Origin of the sequence: Sphingomonas sp. KC8, assembly GCF_002151445.1 — a bacterium.
Lineage (GTDB): Bacteria > Pseudomonadota > Alphaproteobacteria > Sphingomonadales > Sphingomonadaceae > Sphingomonas_E.
In genome coordinates this window covers 3,861,057-3,876,893 of record NZ_CP016306.1, presented here as the reverse complement: position 1 = coordinate 3,876,893, position 15,837 = coordinate 3,861,057, and the positions used below count along the sequence as shown (strand labels likewise).

The following is a 15,837-nucleotide window of genomic DNA, read 5'->3' as shown; positions in this document are numbered from 1 at the left end:
GCGACGGGCAGGGAAAAGCGCGAGGCAAGGGCCATAGCAACAGGATAAACGCCCGATGATCCTTCGCCCAATTCCATCGCTTATGGCGGCCGTCGCTGCCATTGCCATGATCGCCCCCGCCTCCATCGCGGCCCCCGCCGAAACGCCCGCGCGCTTGTTTCAGGGGAGCGACCTTTTTTCGCTCGAAGCCGCCACCGATCCGCAAATCCGCGCAGACGGTGCGGTGATCGCCTATGTCCGCCGATCGAACGACGTGATGACCGACAAGGCCCGCGCCACGATCTGGCTGGTTGATACGCGCACCGGCGCCCACACCCCGCTGATCGCCGGCCCCGGATCGCACAGCCAGCCGCGCTGGTCCCCCGATGGCACGCGCATCGCCTATGTCTCCACCGCCGATGGCGGCGGCGCGCAACTTTACGTGCGCTGGATGGGCACCGGCGCGACAGCCCGGGTGACCGGCCTGCCCGACAGCCCCAGTTCCATCACCTGGTCCCCCAACGGCCAATCGCTGGCTTATGTGATGAACGTGCCCGATGAAGCCAAGACGCTCGGCAAGGCGCCCGCCAAACCCGAAGGCGCGAAATGGGCGCCACCGCTGGAGGTGATTTCGTCGGTCGTCTATCGCGCCGACGGGGCCGGCTATCTGAAGCCCGGTCACGATCATGTCTTTGTCGTCCCGGCCGATGGTGGCGCCGCGCGCCAATTGACGTTCGGCGCGTTCAACGACGCTGGCCCACTGGCCTGGGCGCCGGACGGCCGCACCCTGCTGTTCAGCGCCGATCGCAGCAAGAATTGGGAACGCGAACCGAACAATCCGGAAATCCACGCGGTCGATCTGGCCAGCGGCGCGGTGACCCCGCTCACCAGCCGGATCGGGCCTGATATCGCGCCGGCAATGTCCCCTGATGGCAAACACATCGCCTTTCTCGGTTTCGACGACAAATATCGCGGCTACGAGAATGTCGTCCTTTATGTGATGGACCGCGACGGCCGCAATTCACGCGCCATCACCGGGGGGCTGGATCGCAGCATCGACGACGCGCAATGGGCCGCCGATGGCCGGTCGCTCTATGTGCAATATGACGACCATGGATCGTCGCGCGTGGCGCGCGCAACGCTGGACGGCAAACTCACCACCCTGGCGACGGGCATGGCCGGATCGGGGCTGGACCGGCCTTATTCAGGCGGATCGTTCAGCGTGGCGAAGAATGGCACGATCGCCTTCACCAGCGGTAACCCGCTGCGCCCGGCCGATATTTCGATTGCCCGTGGCGGCCATGTGAAGCGCCTGACCCGGCTGAACGAAGAACTGCTCGGCTCCAAGACGCTGGGACAGGTAAAGCCGCTGCCCGTGAAGGCCGCCGATGGCCGCGAAATCGGCGCGTGGCTCGTCACCCCGCCCGATTTCGATCCGACGAGGAAATATCCGCTGATCCTGGAAATCCACGGCGGTCCGTTCGCGGCCTATGGCCCGGCCTTTGCCAGCGACAATCAGTTGTACGCAGCTGCGGGCTATGCCGTGCTCTACGTCAATCCGCGCGGCAGCACGTCCTACGGGGCAGAATTCGCCAACCTGATCCACCACGCCTATCCGGGCGACGACTATGGCGACCTGATGGCGGCGGTGGATGCGGCGATCGCCACCGGATCGATCGATCCGGACAATCTGTTCGTGACCGGCGGATCGGGCGGCGGCGTGCTGACGGCGTGGATCGTCGGCAAAACCGACCGGTTCAAGGCGGCGGTGACGCAAAAGCCGGTGATCGACTGGGCCAGCTTCGTCCTGACGGCGGACAACACGCCCTTCTTCGCCAAATATTGGTTCGGCAAGATGCCGTGGGAGGACCCGCAAGCCTATTGGGCGCGATCGCCGCTGTCGCTGGTCGGCAACGTCAAAACGCCAACTCTCGTCGTTGTCGGCAGCGAGGATTATCGCACGCCGGTCAGCGAGTCCGAGCAATATTATGCCGCGCTCCAGTTGCGCGGCGTGCCAACAGGATTGGTGAAGGTGCCCGAAGCATCGCACGGCGGCATTGCGGCGCGGCCATCGCAATCGGCGGCCAAGGCATCGGCGATCATCGCCTGGTTCGACAGGTATCGGAACGCCGTGAAGTAACTGGCCCTCCATTCCAGGGCGGGTTAAACCAACCGCCCCGGAAGTTGAGGGACAGTGAGATGACCGATCAGGATCTCCGCGCGCGCGCAATTGCGCTCTATGATCGTTTCACCCACGACCATCATGACCGCCGCGCTTTTCTGGCCGAACTGACGACACTGGCCGGAAACGCCGCCGCCGCCAACGCGCTGATCGCCGCAATCGCGGCGAACCCGGCAGCGGCAGCGATCGTCCCGCCCGATGACAAGAGGCTCAAGACCACCGAAACAAGCTGGCAGACCGCGCCCGGCCGGACGATGCGAGGCTATTGGGCAAGCCCCGCACATAGCCCCACGCCCCTGCCCGCGGTGATCGTCATCCACGAAAATCGCGGGCTGAACGATCATATCCGCGATGTCGCCCGCCGCGTGGCGCTGGCCGGTTTCCATGCGCTCGCGCCCGACTTTCTCTCACCCGATGGCGGCACTCCGGCTGACGAGGACAAAGCGCGTGCCATGATCAGTGCGCTCAATCTGCCCGCTGCCGTGGCAGATGGCGCGGCAACCATACGCTGGCTGAAAAGCGACCGGCGCACGACCGCCCGGATCGGCGCAGTGGGGTTTTGCTGGGGCGGCGCGATGACGAACCGGCTGGCAATCGCCGCCGGATCGGCCCTGTCCGCTGCTGTCCCCTATTATGGCCCCGCGCCAGCACCGACCGAAGCCGCGAAGGTGAAGGCGGCCATGTTGCTGCAATATGCCGGAAGCGATGATCGGGTGAACCAGACAGCCGAGCCGTGGATCACCGCGCTCAAGGCCACGCACGTGCCCGTCACGGCATATTTTTACGAAGGGACGGCCCACGCCTTCAACAATGACACATCGGCCGAACGCTATGACAAGGCGGCGGCGGATCTGGCGTGGAACCGGACAATCGCATTCCTCAAGGAGAGGCTGGGATGAGTGAGCTGATATTCTACACCAACCCGCAATCGCGCGGCCGTATCGTGCGCTGGATGCTGGAAGAAACCGGCGCGTCCTATCGCACCGAAATCGTGCCCTACGGCCCGGTCATGAAGGGGCCGGACTATCTGGCGATCAACCCGATGGGCAAGGTTCCCGCAATCCGGCACGGCGCCACCATAGTCACCGAATGCGCGGCGATCTGCGCCTATCTGGCCGATGCCTTTCCTGCCGCTGGCCTTGCACCGCCCACGGATCGGCGCGGCGATTATTATCGCTGGCTGTTCTTCGCCGCCGGCCCGGTCGAAGCGGCGGTGACGGACAAGATGCTGAAGGTGGAACCCAATGCCGAACAGCGTGGATCCGTCGGCTATGGCAGCTTCGAAGAAACAATCGACAATCTGGAACGCGCCGTCACCGGCCGCCCCTATTTCTGTGGCGATCAGTTTACGGCAGCGGACGTCTATGCCGGATCGCACATCGCCTGGGGCATGATGTTCAAGACGATCGAAGAACGCCCGGCCTTTATCGATTATGTCGCCCGCATCCATGATCGCCCGGCCTATAAGCGCGCCGCCGAACTGGACGATGCAGCCGCCGCCGCTACCGTCTGACGCACCCCTTCATGGACATAGAAAAAGGCCCGGCGGATCGTTCCACCGGGCCTTTTTCGTTCACGCCATATCGCGATGATCAGTCGCGGTTGCCCATCAACTGCAGCAGGAAGGTGAACATGTTGACGAAGTCGAGGTAGAGCGACAGCGCGCCCATGATCACCGACTTGCCGACCATTTCCGTGCCGGCGACGTAGAAATACATGCTCTTGATCTTCTGCGTGTCATAAGCGGTGAGGCCCGCGAAGATCAGCACGCCGAGGAAGCTGATCACCAGCGACATGCCGCTCGACTGCACGAACATGTTGATCACGCTCGCCACCAGCAGGCCGACGACACCCATGATTAGGAACGTGCCGAACGCCGACAAGTCACGCTTGGTGGTGTAGCCATAGAGGCTGAGACCCGCAAACGCCGCCGCCGTCGCGAAGAAGGCCTGGGCGATATCAACGCCACCATAGACCAGGAAGATCGTCGACATCGACAGGCCCATCACCGTCGCGAATGCCCAGAACAGGGCCTGCGCGGCGAAGGTGGACAGACGGTTGATGCCGAAGCTCAGCACCATCACAAAAGCGAGCGGCGCCAGCATGATCACCCAGCGCAGCGCGCCGCCGGAAAACACCGTCGCAGCCATGCCCGAACGGGCGAACATATAAGCGACGATGCCCGTCAGCAGGACACCAGACGCCATGTAGTTATAGACCGAAAGCATGTACGAGCGCAGACCCGCGTCGATCGCGGCGTCGCGTGCGCCGGCGACCGTGGGCCTCGCCGCTGCGTTCGTCCGGGGGTCAGACCAGTTGGCCATCGTAACGAAACTCCATATCCGCGGTCGCAATTCGCGCCGCCTGGGTCCAATATCGGCCGATTGCCGATAGTTTTCAACGGACGCACCTGTAACATGATATTTCGGCTTGGCCCATGCACCGCTTGTTCGTAGCGATCCGCCCGCCCCGCGCCATCCGCCTGCAATTGCTGACGATCATGCACGGCATCCGTGGCGCACGCTGGCAGGACGACGCGCAGCTCCATCTGACGCTGCGATTTATCGGCGAAGTCGATCGCCACCGGGCCGAGGATGTCGCGGCAGCCCTTGGCGCAGTTCACCACCCGGCCTTCACGCTCGCCCTTCACGGGCTTGGCCAGTTCGATCGCAAAGGGCGGCTGGACAGCCTGTGGGCGGGCGTGGCGCCGCACGAAGGCGTCATCGCGCTGCATCACAAAATCGATCAGGCGCTGGCCCGTGTCGGGATCGTGCCAGAGACACGCGCGTTCCTGCCGCACATCACGATCGCGCGTTGCAACCGCCAAACCGGGCCGGCCGATGCGCTGCTGGCGCAATTCGCCGGCCTGACGAGCGAACCCCAGGCGATCGCCGCATTCTGCCTGTATGAAAGCCGGCTGGGTAGCGAAGGCGCGACCTACGACATCATCGCCCGTTACCCGCTCGATTAGGCGCCGCGTGCCAGACGGGCGGCCAGCGCGCGCGCACCTTCGGTGACATCCGCCCAGGTGATATCGAACCCGGCCTCGTCGCCATAATAAGGATCGGCCACGGGCTGTCCTTCGCGTCCGGCGACATGATCGAGCAGCAAGGACAGTTCCGCGATGCCGTCCGCCGGCATCAACGCGCGCAGATTGGTGAGGTTGCTTTCATCGAGCGCGATGACGTGGGTGAAGCGACGAAAATCATCCGCCGTCACCTGCCGCGCGCGATAGCCCGAAATATCCAGACCATTGCGCTGTGCCACCGCCTGGGCGCGGGTGTCGGGCGCACGGCCGATATGCCAGTCGCCGGTGCCCGCCGAGTCCACCGCGACTGCCAGGCCGCTTTTTTCCACCTCTACGCGGAACGCGGCCTCCGCCAGCGGGGACCGGCAAATATTGCCAAGGCAGACGAACAATACGGCCGGCGTGGTGAGCGGGTTTGGCTTTACGGACACGATGATCTCCCGGATAAGACTGGCGGCTTAGGGCAAAGCGGCGCGCGAATGAAGCCGTCGTCGACAGGGGATCGCGCGGGCGCATGATGCAAACGGACAAGCGCGCCAGCACGGGCGCCTATCGCTGGTATGTGCTTGGCCTGTTCACGCTGGTCTATGCGTTCAACTTCATCGACCGCCAGATCATCACCATCCTGGCCCCCTATCTGAAGGTGGATCTGGGTATCACCGATGCGCAGGTGGGCCTGCTGTTCGGCACCGCCTTTGCCTTGTTCTATGCGCTATTCGGCATCCCGCTGGCGAAACTGGCGGATGGCTGGCACCGGGTTCGCACGCTTTCGATCGGGCTTGCCTTCTGGTCGGCGATGACGACGGTTTCCGGTCTGGCGACGAACTTTACCCAATTGGCTCTGGCCCGCGTGGGCGTCGGCGTCGGCGAAGCCAGCGCTTCGCCGGCCGCGACATCCATCCTGCTGGATTATTTTCCCAAGGCGAAACGGGCGACCGCGCTCGCCATCTACATGAGCGGGATATACGTCGGCGCGGGCGCATCGCTCATGATCGGCGGGCAGATCGTGGGCTGGTGGGAGGCCGCTTATCCGATTGATCCGCCGTTCGGCATGGCCGGCTGGCAGGCCGCTTATTTCGCGGTCGGCATCCCCGGCCTTATTCTCGCCCTGCTGGTGGTGACGACCGTGCGTGAACCGGTGCGCGGCGCCATCGACGGCCGGCCCCATGCGGGTGACCCTGCGCCATTTCGCGCAACCTTCCGCGAAATGGCGACGATGTTCCCGCCATTCAGCCTGTTCAGCCTCAAACGGCTCGGTGGCACCGGATCGCAGATCGCGGTCAACGCGATGGCGCTAATCGCCTGCGCCGCTGGCGCCGCGCTGGTGATCGCATTGACCAACCAACTGCTGGCACCCGCCAAGCGCGCCGTGATCAGCCAAATCGGCGCTCTCACGATCACCACCAACTTCGTCCAATGGACCGCGATCGCGATCGGCGTCTATGCGACGTGGAGTTGGATCCAATCGGTTCGGCTGCGTGATCCGGTAGCGGCGCGGCTTATTCTGAGCACACCCAGCTTCTATTGCCCGGTGATCGCCGGCGGGCTGGTAAGCTACAGCAGCTATGGCTTCAGCACCTTCATCTTCCTTCACGGAAAAACCTACCTGGGGCTGGAGTCGGCCGACGGCTGGTATCTCGGCGCCATCGCCGCGCTGGCGGGCGGAATCGGTACCACCATTGGCGGCGTGATCGGCGATTGGGCACGCCAGCAGCACCCATCAGGCCGGCTGTATGTCGCAATCGGGGCGGCGGCGATCTCCGCCGCTTTCAGCCTGCTCCAATACAGCACCGCAAGCGTGACGACCTTCTATGTCGCCAACTTTTTTGCGATCCTGTTCCTCACGCTGTGGCTGGGCCCGGTTTCAGCGACGCTGCAGGATCAGGTGCTGCCACGGATGCGCGGTCTTGCCATGGCGGTGCAATTTCTGGGCGCCAATCTGATCGGGCTTGGCCTTGGCCCCTATGTCGTCGGACTGGTCAGCGATGCGACCGGAGATCTGCGCTTCGCCATGTTGACGGCGCTCGTGCCCGCACCAGCGGCCGTGATCCTGTTCCTGATCGCCGCCCGCCACTTGCCCGCAGCCGAAGCCACGCTGGACGCGCGGGCACGGGCTGAGGGCGAGCGGTTGGACTAGGTTTTAGCGCGGGGCGACGACCCCACAGGCGATGCGCCCGCCGCTATTGCCGGTCGGATCGGTCTTATAATCGTCAGGGCCGGCATGGATTACCAGCGCCGCGCCATCCGCGTCGAGCAGCGGGTTTGCGCCACCCATCAGTTGCGCGCCGGGGATCGTCACCTCCAGCTGACCCGCGCCATCGGTGCCAGCGATCAGATTGGGAAGATCGCCCCAGTGCGGGCCACCGGCAGCATCCTTGCCATGCGCCATGTTCGTCGGGTTCCAATGGGAGCCGGCCGTGGTGAAGCCCGGCGCTTCGCACAAGCCAACGGCGTGCAGGTGGAAACCATGCGCCCCGGGCGCCACGTTGCGCGCATCGATGACCAGCCGAATACCGGACGGCGTATCGGTCAGCGTCGCACTACCCATCGACGTGCCATCGGCGCCATTGAGCACGACCGTCGCGCTGGCGGGCACGGCCGGCGTGGCTGCGGGGTCAGCGCTGTTGCTGGCGCAGGCGGCAAGCAGCCCCACCAAAGCGAGCGGCGGCATTATCGTCCAAGGGCGCATGTGAAATCTCCGTGGCTGCTCGATACATCGATGCGGGAACGTAACGCTCGACCCTAGCGCGGGTTTCATTGAGCGAAAATCCCCAAGCGTATCAAGGCCCAGAGGAAAGATGGGCCGGGCTATCGCTGCCCGACCCGGATCATCCTAGCGGAAATTTTCCGCATATGTGCGAATACGCAGCTTCTTTTCGGCGGCGGGAACGACAGTCGTCGTCAGGCCTTCGCCAGCCGCATAGGCCCGCGCGGCATCCAGCGACGGGAATACGAGCCGCACCTGTCCACGCGTATCGCCCGATCCGGCCCAGCCGGTCAGCGGATCGGGACGCTTGGCTTCGGCCGGCTCATATTCCAGAACCCATTCGCCAGCACGCGCCCGGCCGGACTGCATGGCGTTTTTGCTACGCTGGTAGATGCGCGCGGCGAGCATCGAATCAGTCCTCCGGGGCGATGGTGACGCGCAGACCATCCAGCGCATCGGTGAACGGGATCTGGCACGACAGGCGCGAGGTTGCGATACGATGGTCCGAACTGTCGAGCAGATCATTCTCGTCTTCGCTGAGTGCGCCAAGCTTGTCGAAATCGCCGGCATCGACATGGATGTGGCAGGTCGCGCAGGAGCAGCAGCCGCCGCACAGCGCCAGAAGCTCGTCAAAACCGTTATCGCGAATATTCTCCATCACCGACAGGCCGGCCTGGCCTTCAATGACCTTTTCTTCCCCTTCGCGCGTGACGACAATAAGCTTCGGCATTATGGCTTCTCCCCTCGCTCCGGCGAGCCAGTTTCCGGGCGGCTATGTCCGTCCATGGCCGTGAAATCAAGGGCGGACGCGACATGGCATTGACGGCAGAGCAACTGAAAGCCGGTCTCGACGCACTTGCAAGGACGGAACCCGCCTTCGCGCGACGGCTGGAAGCCATCGGCTATCCGGAACCGCGCATCCGTGCACGAGGCTATGAAACATTGCTTCGAACGATCGTTGGCCAGCAGGTAAGCGTCCATGCGGCCAATGCGGTCTGGGCCAGGCTGGATGCCGCGCTGGGGTCCGCGACCGATCCGGCGGCGCTGATCGGCGCATCGGATGAAACATTGCGCGCGGCCGGGCTTTCTCGTCAGAAAAGCGGTTACGCCCGCAGCCTTGCCGATCATGTGCTGTCGGGACGGTTGGATCTGGCCGCCCTGCCCGACGATGACGAAGCGGCGATCACCCAGCTCGTCGACATCAAGGGGATCGGCCGCTGGTCCGCCGAAATCTATCTTTTGTTCGCCGAAGGACGCAGCGATGTGTGGCCGGCGGGCGACCTGGCCGTCCAGATCGAAGTCGGCCGGTTGATGGGTCTCGACGAACGCCCATCGGAAAAAAAGACCCGCGAACTGGCCGAAGCCTGGCGACCGCATCGCGGGGCCGCCGCGATCTTCACATGGCACAGTTATGGGCAGGCGGCGAAAAAGACCGCCGACAAGGCACCGATGTGATGGCGCGCGGACTGCTTCTTCCAGGCATAGTGCTGGCACTGTCGGCGGCGCCAGCCGCCGCGCGGGATCTTTGCCCGGATCGTCCCGGCCTCGGCACGCCTGCCTGCACGCTCGATCCGGGGCGCATCCAGATCGAAATCGGCGTGGCCGATTGGGCGCTGGACCGCGAATCCGGTAGCCGCACCGACACCATCACCGCCGGCGACATGCTGATGCGCATCGGGCTGGACAGCCAGACCGAAATCCAGATCGGCTGGACCGCTTATGGCCATGTCCGCACGCGCGACCGGGTGGCCGGAACGCGCGATCGCAGCACCGGCATCGGCGATACGTCCTTGGCGATTCGCCGCAATCTCGCCCAACCGGACGGGTCGGGCCTGGCAATCGCGTTGCAGCCCTATATCAGCCTGCCCACGGGCGGATCGGCCATCGGCGCGGGTGATTGGGGTGGCGGCCTGATCGCACCGATCAGCTACGATCTTCCCGGCGGCCTGCAACTTGGCATCACCCCGCAGATCGCGGCGGCGGTTGATGCCGATGGCGACGGCCGCCATATCCTTTTTGGCAGCGTCGTCGGGCTGGGCTTTGATCTCAGCGATGCGATTGGCGCGACCATCGAACTGGCCGCTTACCGTGATCGCGATCGGGCAAGCCGCACCACGCAGGCGCTGGCCGGCCTGTCGATCGGCTGGCAGCCGGGCGATGACACCCAGTTCGACGCCGGCGCCAATATCGGGTTGAACCGCGATACGCCGGACGTCGAACTCTATTTCGGTATCACCCGACGTTTTTGATTAGACCAGCCGGCTTTGCGCCAACGCCGCGGCCACGAAGCTGGCGAACAAGGGGTGCGGATCAAACGGCTTGGACTTCAGTTCCGGGTGGAACTGCACCCCGATGAACCAGGGGTGATCCGGCCGCTCGACGATTTCAGGCAGCGCACCATCCGGCGACATACCCGAAAAGATCAGGCCCTTGGCTTCCAGCGGTTCGCGATAATTGATGTTCACTTCGTAACGGTGGCGATGGCGTTCCGAAATCTCGGTGCCGCCATAGATCGATGCGACCCGGCTGTTGCCCGACAGCTTGGCCGGGAAAGCGCCCAGCCGCATCGTGCCGCCCAAATCGCCATCGGCGCTGCGCACTTCCATGCCGCGTGCCGATTTCCATTCGGTGATGAGGCCGACAACCGGATCGGGCGTCGGCCCGAATTCCGTGGTCGATGCTTTCGACAGGCCGACAAGGTTCCGTGCGCCTTCGATGCACGCCATCTGCATGCCAAGGCAGATACCGAAAAACGGCACGCCGCGTTCACGCGCGAAGCGGACCGCCGAAATCTTGCCTTCCGACCCGCGTTCGCCAAAGCCGCCGGGCACGAGGATCGCGTTGCAGGGTTCAAGGCTGGCCGCGATATCCGAATCGGGGCCTTCGAACATTTCCGCGTCGATCCAGCGGACGTTGACCTTCACCCGATTGGCGATACCGCCATGAACGAGCGCTTCATGCAGCGACTTATAGGCATCGAGCAGGCCGGTATATTTGCCGACCACGCCGATGGTGACTTCGCCTTCGGGATTCTGGATGCGATCGACGATATCGTCCCAACGGGCAAGGTTGGGGGAACTGTCGGCTTCGATCCCGAACGCCGCCAGCACCGCACGATCCAGCCCTTCGGCGTGATATTGCAGCGGCACGCCATAGATCGTTTTCGCATCCAGCGCCGGGATCACCGCGTCCTTGGGGACATTGCAGAACAAGGCGATCTTCGCCCGCTCGCTATCCGGCAGCGGATGTTCCGAACGGCAAACCAGCACGTCCGGCTGGATACCAAGCGAGGTCAGTTCGCGCACCGAATGCTGCGTCGGCTTGGTCTTCAGTTCGCCGGCAGCGGCAATGAACGGCACTAGGGTGAGGTGGACGAAAATCGAATTGCCACGGCCCAGATCGGCGCGCAGCTGACGGATCGCTTCCATGAAGGGGAGCGATTCGATGTCGCCGACGGTGCCGCCGATCTCGCAAAGCACGAAATCGACATCATCACTTTCGGCGCGGGCGAATTCCTTGATCGCGTCGGTCACGTGCGGAATCACCTGCACGGTCGCGCCAAGATAATCGCCGCGCCGTTCCTTGGTGATGATGTTCTGGTAGATTCGCCCGGTGGTGATGTTGTCGGACTGACGCCCGGGAACGCCGGTAAAGCGTTCATAATGGCCGAGATCGAGGTCGGTCTCCGCCCCGTCGTCAGTGACGTAAACCTCGCCGTGCTGATACGGGCTCATCGTGCCCGGATCGACGTTGAGATAAGGATCGAATTTCCGGATCCGGACCCGATATCCGCGCGCCTGCAGGAGGGCAGCAAGACTTGCCGCCATGAGACCCTTGCCGAGCGAGGAGACCACGCCGCCGGTGATGAATATGTACCGCGCCATGGGAGAAATGGCTTAGCCGCGACTGGAGGTTGGGAGCAAGGTGGCGACTCCGAAAAAAGCGATCGAGCGCGTCAGCAGAGGCCAACGTCACGCAATGGAAGAATGACGAACGAAAACCGCGCCCGAACGACGGGCGCGGAAATTGGTCGACGAGCGAATTTACTGTGCGAGCGGAACCGCGCCATCGGCCGGGGCGGCCGCGTTGTCCGGCGCGGGTGCGGACGGGGCCTGTTGCTGCGCGACCGGCTGCCGCGCCAGCGACTGGTCGATTTCGCGCGGCGCGCGCTGAACCGTGGCAAGCGCCGCAAGGCCGATCGACATGATGATGAAGAGCGCGGCAAGAACGGTCGTCGCGCGAGTGAGAAAATCGGCCGCGCCGCGCGCACTCATCAAGCCCGACGGGCTGCCGCCCATGCCGAGACCGCCGCCTTCCGACCGCTGCATCAGGATAACCGCGACCAGCGCCGCGGCAATGATCGCATGAACAACGAGAAGGAAAGTGAACAGCATCGGCGATCGATCTTTCGGATAACAGGCGGCGTCGCCGCCGGATATGGACCCGGCCTCTATAGAATCAACCGCGCAGGTTCAACCGGGACCGCATCATTCAGCCGCGAGCAGCCGTTCCGCCCCGCCCAGATCGACCGATACCAGCCGGCTGACGCCCCGTTCCACCATCGTCACGCCGAACAAGCGATGCATCCGCGCCATCGTGACCGCATTATGGGTCACGATCAGATAACGCGTTTCCGTTTCCCGGGTCATGCGATCCAGCAGATCACAGAAGCGTTCGATATTCGCATCATCAAGCGGGGCATCCACTTCATCAAGCACGCAGATCGGCGCCGGATTTGTCAGGAACAAGGCAAATATCAGCGCCACCGCCGTCAGCGCCTGTTCACCGCCGGACAACAGGGTAAGCGCGGCCAGTTTCTTGCCCGGCGGCTGGGCCATGATTTCCAGCCCCGCCTCCAACGGATCATCCGAATCGGTGAGCGCGAGATGGGCCTCGCCGCCGGCGAACAGCGTCGTGAAAAGGCGGCGGAAATGCTGGTCGACCGCTTCAAATGCCGCGAGCAGCCGCATCCGCCCTTCGCGGTTCAGACTGCCGATCGATCCGCGCAGCCGGTTGATCGCCTCTCCCAGTTCATCGCGTTCCGCCTGCCCGGTCGCACGCGACAATTCGAGTTCGGCCAGTTCGGTATCGGCGACCAGATTGACCGGGCCGAGCCGCTCGCGATCCGCCGTCAGCCGATCGAGCAGCGCGGATTGGACGGCCGCATCGCCGACATCCGCACCGACAAAGGCCAGTTTCTCCGGCAGCACCGGCGCCGGACAACCGAAACGCTCGCCCGAAATGCGCCCCATTTCGATGCGGCGCATTTCCTGATTCTCATGCCGGGCAGCAGCCCCTGCGCGCGCCTCACGCGCAAGGCTGAGCGCCTCGCCAGCATCGGCCGCAGCCTTCTCCGCCTGCCGCAACCGTTCGTCGGACAGTCGCTCGGCCTCACGCGCGGTCGTGGCCGCAGCCTCGACGGTCGCCACCTCGCCCTCCAGCGCGGCAATCCGGCTGTCCAGCCGATCTGGCGCATCCGCAAGCGATGCCGCCTCCCGCGCCACCGCGTCAGCGCGCTTACCCATCTCGTCAATCCGGCGCGCGGCATCGCCCGCGCGCGAACGCCAGCTTTTGATTTCCCCGCGCACGGTTTCCAGTCGCCGGGCATCGGCATCCGCCCTTTGTCGCAACGCGGCTGCGCCAGCGCGCACATCCGCCAGCGCATTGCGTGCCGCATCGCTCGTCCGACGCAACTGGTCGACCTTGCCGCGCGCCGCTTCTCCATCGGGCAGCGCGGTAAATATGGCATCCGCCGCATCAACGCCCTGGCTCGCCTCATCGCGTTCCGCGCGCGCGCGGGCAACGCGCTGTTCGACCTGGTCGCGCTGTCCAGCCAGTCGCTCCAACGCGCCTGCCGCCATATCGGCATCCCGCGCGGCCCGGCGCGAGGCCGTCTCCGCATCGGCCAGACGCACGCGGGCGGCCTCCATCAGGGCCTTGGCCTGCACGAGATCCGCCTGGGCTGCCGCCATATCGGCGGCTGTTGCCGCCACCGCATCGCGCGCGGGCGGCAGCGCCTGCTGCAAAGCCGCCAGCCGGTTGATCCGTACCAGCCGTTCAGCGGCGGCAGCGCCGACATCTTCGGCAACAAACCCATCCCACCGCCGCATCCGCCCGTCCCGGGTGACCAGACGTTGCCCGACAGCCAGCCGGATCGAACCATCATCCGCATCAACCACGGCAATCTGCACCAGCCGGCGGATCAGTTCAGGTGGAGCCGTGACCCGCGACGCAAGTGGCTCGCCCCCGGCCGGCAGAACCGGATCGGCCGCATCCGCGACCGCGCCCACCCATCGGCGCTTGCCCGTTGGACCGATCACGGCATCCAGTTCATCGCCCAGCGCCGCTGCCAGGGCGCGTTCGAAGCCGGGAAGCGCGCTGACGCTATCCAGCGCCCTGCCCTGCCCCCCGCCCGTATCGAGCGCGCGGGCCAGCGCCGCAGCCTCGCTTTCCAGCGCGGCCAGCGCCGCGCGGGCCGCCGCCGCGCGCGATTCGGCCCCGTCACGGGCGGCGGCGGCTTCATCGCGGCTTGCCTCCGCTGCCGCGATCGCTGCACCTGCTTGCCTCCCGGCGATCTGCGCGGCGTCGCCTGCAGCAATCGCGGCCTTTTGCTGCGTCACCAGCGGTTCGGCAGAGGGCAATTGTGCCGCCTCCGCCACAGCACGGGCCAGTTCCGCATCCGCCCGCTGCAGCCGCTGCCGTGCCGCAGCCAGCGCCGCCTGCGCCACCCGTAATTCAGCCTGCTCCGCCGCCTCGTCGGCCACCGCATGGGCCATCGCCACTTCAGCATCACGGGCCAGGTTTTCCGCGTCGGAAAGGCGCGATGCGATCGCGATCTGCTCCGCCTCTGCCCTGGTCCGCGCGGCGACAAGCGCTTTGTCCTCCTCGGCCAGACGGGCCAGCGCCGCCGCCGCGTCGACCGCCAGCGTATCTTCCCGCGCCCGGTCTCGCGCCAGTGTTTCCGCCTGCGTGGCCAGTTCAGCTATCCGTCGCTCCAGCGCGCTACGCTCCGTTCGCAGGCCAGCCAGCGCATGTCCGGCGGCGGCGGCGGCGTCACGGGTGGTCTGCGCGGCCGCGCGCGCGTCGCCCACCGCGCGCACCGCATCAGCCTGATGGGCCGCTGCGGCGCGCTGCGCCTCGGCACAGGCCGCGGCAAATGCGGCGGCGGCGTCCGCTTCGTGCCTTGCGGCATCCGCGGCGGTCGCGGCCTCACGCCAGCGGGCGAAGATCAATTTGGCTTCGGCGAGGCGGATCTGTTCAGAAAGCTGGCGATAGCGTTCCGCCGCCCGCGCCTGCCGCCGCAGCGCGCCGCCCCGCACTTCCATATCGGATAGCAACTCATCAAGACGAGTCAGGTTCGCCTCGGTCGCGCGCAATTTCTGCTCGGCATCCTTGCGCCGGACGTGAAGTCCGGCGATGCCGGCCGCTTCTTCCAGCATCTGCCGGCGTTCCGCCGGTTTGGCGGCGATGACCGCTGCGATCCGGCCTTGGCTGACCAACGCCGGCGAATGCGCGCCCGTCGCCGCATCGGCAAAGAGCAATCCGACATCCTTGGCCCGAACGTCACGGCCGTTCAAGCGGTAGGCGGAACCGGCCCCGCGCTCGATGCGCCGGACGACTTCGATTTCACCGTCCTGCCCGTCGCCTGTCGCCGCGCGATCGACAAGGATGGAAACTTCGGCGAAATCGCGCGCCGGGCGTGTCGTCGTACCGGCGAAGATGACATCTTCCATCCCCCCGCCACGCATCGACTTGGCGGAGCTTTCGCCCATGACCCAGCGGATCGCTTCCAGAAGATTGGATTTGCCGCAGCCATTCGGGCCGACGACACCGGTCAACCCCGGTTCAATCCGCAGTTCGGAAGGTTCGACGAAACTTTTGAAGCCCGAAAGCTTGAGGCGGCGGATTCGCATAAGCGCGCGCGTCCCCGCCGCCCCGTTC

15 protein-coding genes are annotated in these 15,837 nt (G+C 65.2%); 7 read left to right on the top strand and 8 right to left on the bottom strand.

Annotation, left to right across the window (positions count from 1 at the left end; genetic code table 11):
• Positions 1 to 55: 55 nt before the first annotated feature.
• The 3 genes from KC8_RS18520 to KC8_RS18510 are packed head-to-tail and all read left to right on the top strand — an operon-like array spanning position 56 to position 3,674.
• Positions 56 to 2,119, top strand: coding sequence for an alpha/beta hydrolase family protein (locus tag KC8_RS18520; RefSeq protein ID WP_138956734.1), 2,064 nt, complete (start codon positions 56 to 58; stop codon positions 2,117 to 2,119).
• Between the two features lie 59 nt (positions 2,120 to 2,178).
• The gene (locus KC8_RS18515; RefSeq protein WP_010126851.1) at positions 2,179 to 3,060 is read left to right on the top strand and encodes a dienelactone hydrolase family protein; all 882 of its coding nucleotides are present in this window, start codon (positions 2,179 to 2,181) and stop codon (positions 3,058 to 3,060) included.
• The gene (locus KC8_RS18510; protein WP_010126850.1) at positions 3,057 to 3,674 is read left to right on the top strand and encodes a glutathione S-transferase family protein; all 618 of its coding nucleotides are present in this window, start codon (positions 3,057 to 3,059) and stop codon (positions 3,672 to 3,674) included. The genes KC8_RS18515 and KC8_RS18510 overlap by 4 nt, the downstream gene beginning before the upstream one ends.
• Before the next feature lie 79 nt (positions 3,675 to 3,753).
• Here the strand turns inward: KC8_RS18510 and KC8_RS18505 are convergent, their stop codons facing one another.
• A complete protein-coding gene (locus KC8_RS18505) occupies positions 3,754 to 4,485 on the bottom strand; it encodes a Bax inhibitor-1/YccA family protein (protein WP_010126849.1) in 732 nt (243 codons plus the stop codon).
• 113 nt (positions 4,486 to 4,598) lie between these two features.
• Here KC8_RS18505 and thpR point away from each other — a divergent pair, with 113 nt between their 5' ends.
• The gene (gene thpR / locus KC8_RS18500) at positions 4,599 to 5,132 is read left to right on the top strand and encodes an RNA 2',3'-cyclic phosphodiesterase (RefSeq protein WP_010126848.1); all 534 of its coding nucleotides are present in this window, start codon (positions 4,599 to 4,601) and stop codon (positions 5,130 to 5,132) included.
• Here thpR and KC8_RS18495 read toward each other — a convergent pair.
• Complete coding sequence (locus KC8_RS18495) at positions 5,129 to 5,620, bottom strand: low molecular weight protein-tyrosine-phosphatase (RefSeq protein ID WP_010126847.1); 492 nt, start codon at positions 5,618 to 5,620, stop codon at positions 5,129 to 5,131. The genes thpR and KC8_RS18495 overlap by 4 nt on opposite strands.
• Positions 5,621 to 5,703: 83 nt before the next feature.
• Here KC8_RS18495 and KC8_RS18490 point away from each other — a divergent pair, with 83 nt between their 5' ends.
• A complete protein-coding gene (locus KC8_RS18490) occupies positions 5,704 to 7,326 on the top strand; it encodes a spinster family MFS transporter (protein WP_010126846.1) in 1,623 nt (540 codons plus the stop codon).
• Positions 7,327 to 7,329: 3 nt separating this feature from the next.
• On the opposite strand, the gene KC8_RS18485 is transcribed toward KC8_RS18490, so the two are convergent.
• From KC8_RS18485 to KC8_RS18475, 3 genes are all read right to left on the bottom strand, one after another.
• Positions 7,330 to 7,878: a superoxide dismutase family protein gene (locus tag KC8_RS18485; protein ID WP_037496635.1), complete on the bottom strand. Its 549-nt coding sequence runs from the start codon at positions 7,876 to 7,878 to the stop codon at positions 7,330 to 7,332.
• 144 nt (positions 7,879 to 8,022) lie between these two features.
• Entirely contained in the window at positions 8,023 to 8,304 is a 282-nt protein-coding gene (locus KC8_RS18480) for an ETC complex I subunit (RefSeq protein ID WP_010126843.1), read from the bottom strand.
• 4 nt (positions 8,305 to 8,308) lie between these two features.
• The gene (locus tag KC8_RS18475; RefSeq protein WP_010126842.1) at positions 8,309 to 8,626 is read right to left on the bottom strand and encodes a 2Fe-2S iron-sulfur cluster-binding protein; all 318 of its coding nucleotides are present in this window, start codon (positions 8,624 to 8,626) and stop codon (positions 8,309 to 8,311) included.
• Between the two features lie 83 nt (positions 8,627 to 8,709).
• Between KC8_RS18475 and KC8_RS18470 the strand changes: the two genes are divergently transcribed.
• A complete protein-coding gene (locus KC8_RS18470) occupies positions 8,710 to 9,351 on the top strand; it encodes a DNA-3-methyladenine glycosylase family protein (RefSeq protein ID WP_029624719.1) in 642 nt (213 codons plus the stop codon).
• Positions 9,351 to 10,145: a transporter gene (locus KC8_RS18465; RefSeq protein WP_010126840.1), complete on the top strand. Its 795-nt coding sequence runs from the start codon at positions 9,351 to 9,353 to the stop codon at positions 10,143 to 10,145. The genes KC8_RS18470 and KC8_RS18465 overlap by 1 nt, the downstream gene beginning before the upstream one ends.
• Here KC8_RS18465 and KC8_RS18460 read toward each other — a convergent pair whose 3' ends face one another.
• The 3 genes from KC8_RS18460 to KC8_RS18450 all read right to left on the bottom strand — a co-directional run bounded on the left by KC8_RS18460 (position 10,146) and on the right by KC8_RS18450 (position 15,809).
• Positions 10,146 to 11,780: a CTP synthase gene (locus tag KC8_RS18460; protein ID WP_010126839.1), complete on the bottom strand. Its 1,635-nt coding sequence runs from the start codon at positions 11,778 to 11,780 to the stop codon at positions 10,146 to 10,148.
• 159 nt (positions 11,781 to 11,939) lie between these two features.
• Entirely contained in the window at positions 11,940 to 12,290 is a 351-nt protein-coding gene (gene secG, locus KC8_RS18455) for a preprotein translocase subunit SecG (RefSeq protein ID WP_010126838.1), read from the bottom strand.
• Between the two features lie 93 nt (positions 12,291 to 12,383).
• Complete coding sequence (locus KC8_RS18450; protein ID WP_010126837.1) at positions 12,384 to 15,809, bottom strand: chromosome segregation SMC family protein; 3,426 nt, start codon at positions 15,807 to 15,809, stop codon at positions 12,384 to 12,386.
• Between the last annotated feature and the right edge of the window lie 28 nt (positions 15,810 to 15,837).

Bases quoted from the DNA above. Each gene is read 5' to 3' on its own strand.
- KC8_RS18505 (WP_010126849.1), bottom strand. From the start codon at position 4,485: ATGGCCAACTGGTCTGACCCCCGGACGAACGCAGCGGCGAGGCCCACG.
- KC8_RS18475 (WP_010126842.1), bottom strand. From the start codon at position 8,626: ATGCCGAAGCTTATTGTCGTCACGCGCGAAGGGGAAGAAAAGGTCATT.
- KC8_RS18465 (WP_010126840.1), top strand. From the start codon at position 9,351: ATGGCGCGCGGACTGCTTCTTCCAGGCATAGTGCTGGCACTGTCGGCG.
- KC8_RS18450 (WP_010126837.1), bottom strand. From the start codon at position 15,809: ATGCGAATCCGCCGCCTCAAGCTTTCGGGCTTCAAAAGTTTCGTCGAA.
- secG (WP_010126838.1), bottom strand. From the start codon at position 12,290: ATGCTGTTCACTTTCCTTCTCGTTGTTCATGCGATCATTGCCGCGGCG.
- KC8_RS18510 (WP_010126850.1), top strand. From the start codon at position 3,057: ATGAGTGAGCTGATATTCTACACCAACCCGCAATCGCGCGGCCGTATC.
- KC8_RS18515 (WP_010126851.1), top strand. From the start codon at position 2,179: ATGACCGATCAGGATCTCCGCGCGCGCGCAATTGCGCTCTATGATCGT.
- thpR (WP_010126848.1), top strand. From the start codon at position 4,599: ATGCACCGCTTGTTCGTAGCGATCCGCCCGCCCCGCGCCATCCGCCTG.
- KC8_RS18470 (WP_029624719.1), top strand. From the start codon at position 8,710: ATGGCATTGACGGCAGAGCAACTGAAAGCCGGTCTCGACGCACTTGCA.
- KC8_RS18485 (WP_037496635.1), bottom strand. From the start codon at position 7,878: ATGCGCCCTTGGACGATAATGCCGCCGCTCGCTTTGGTGGGGCTGCTT.
- KC8_RS18480 (WP_010126843.1), bottom strand. From the start codon at position 8,304: ATGCTCGCCGCGCGCATCTACCAGCGTAGCAAAAACGCCATGCAGTCC.
- KC8_RS18490 (WP_010126846.1), top strand. From the start codon at position 5,704: ATGATGCAAACGGACAAGCGCGCCAGCACGGGCGCCTATCGCTGGTAT.
- KC8_RS18460 (WP_010126839.1), bottom strand. From the start codon at position 11,780: ATGGCGCGGTACATATTCATCACCGGCGGCGTGGTCTCCTCGCTCGGC.
- KC8_RS18520 (WP_138956734.1), top strand. From the start codon at position 56: ATGATCCTTCGCCCAATTCCATCGCTTATGGCGGCCGTCGCTGCCATT.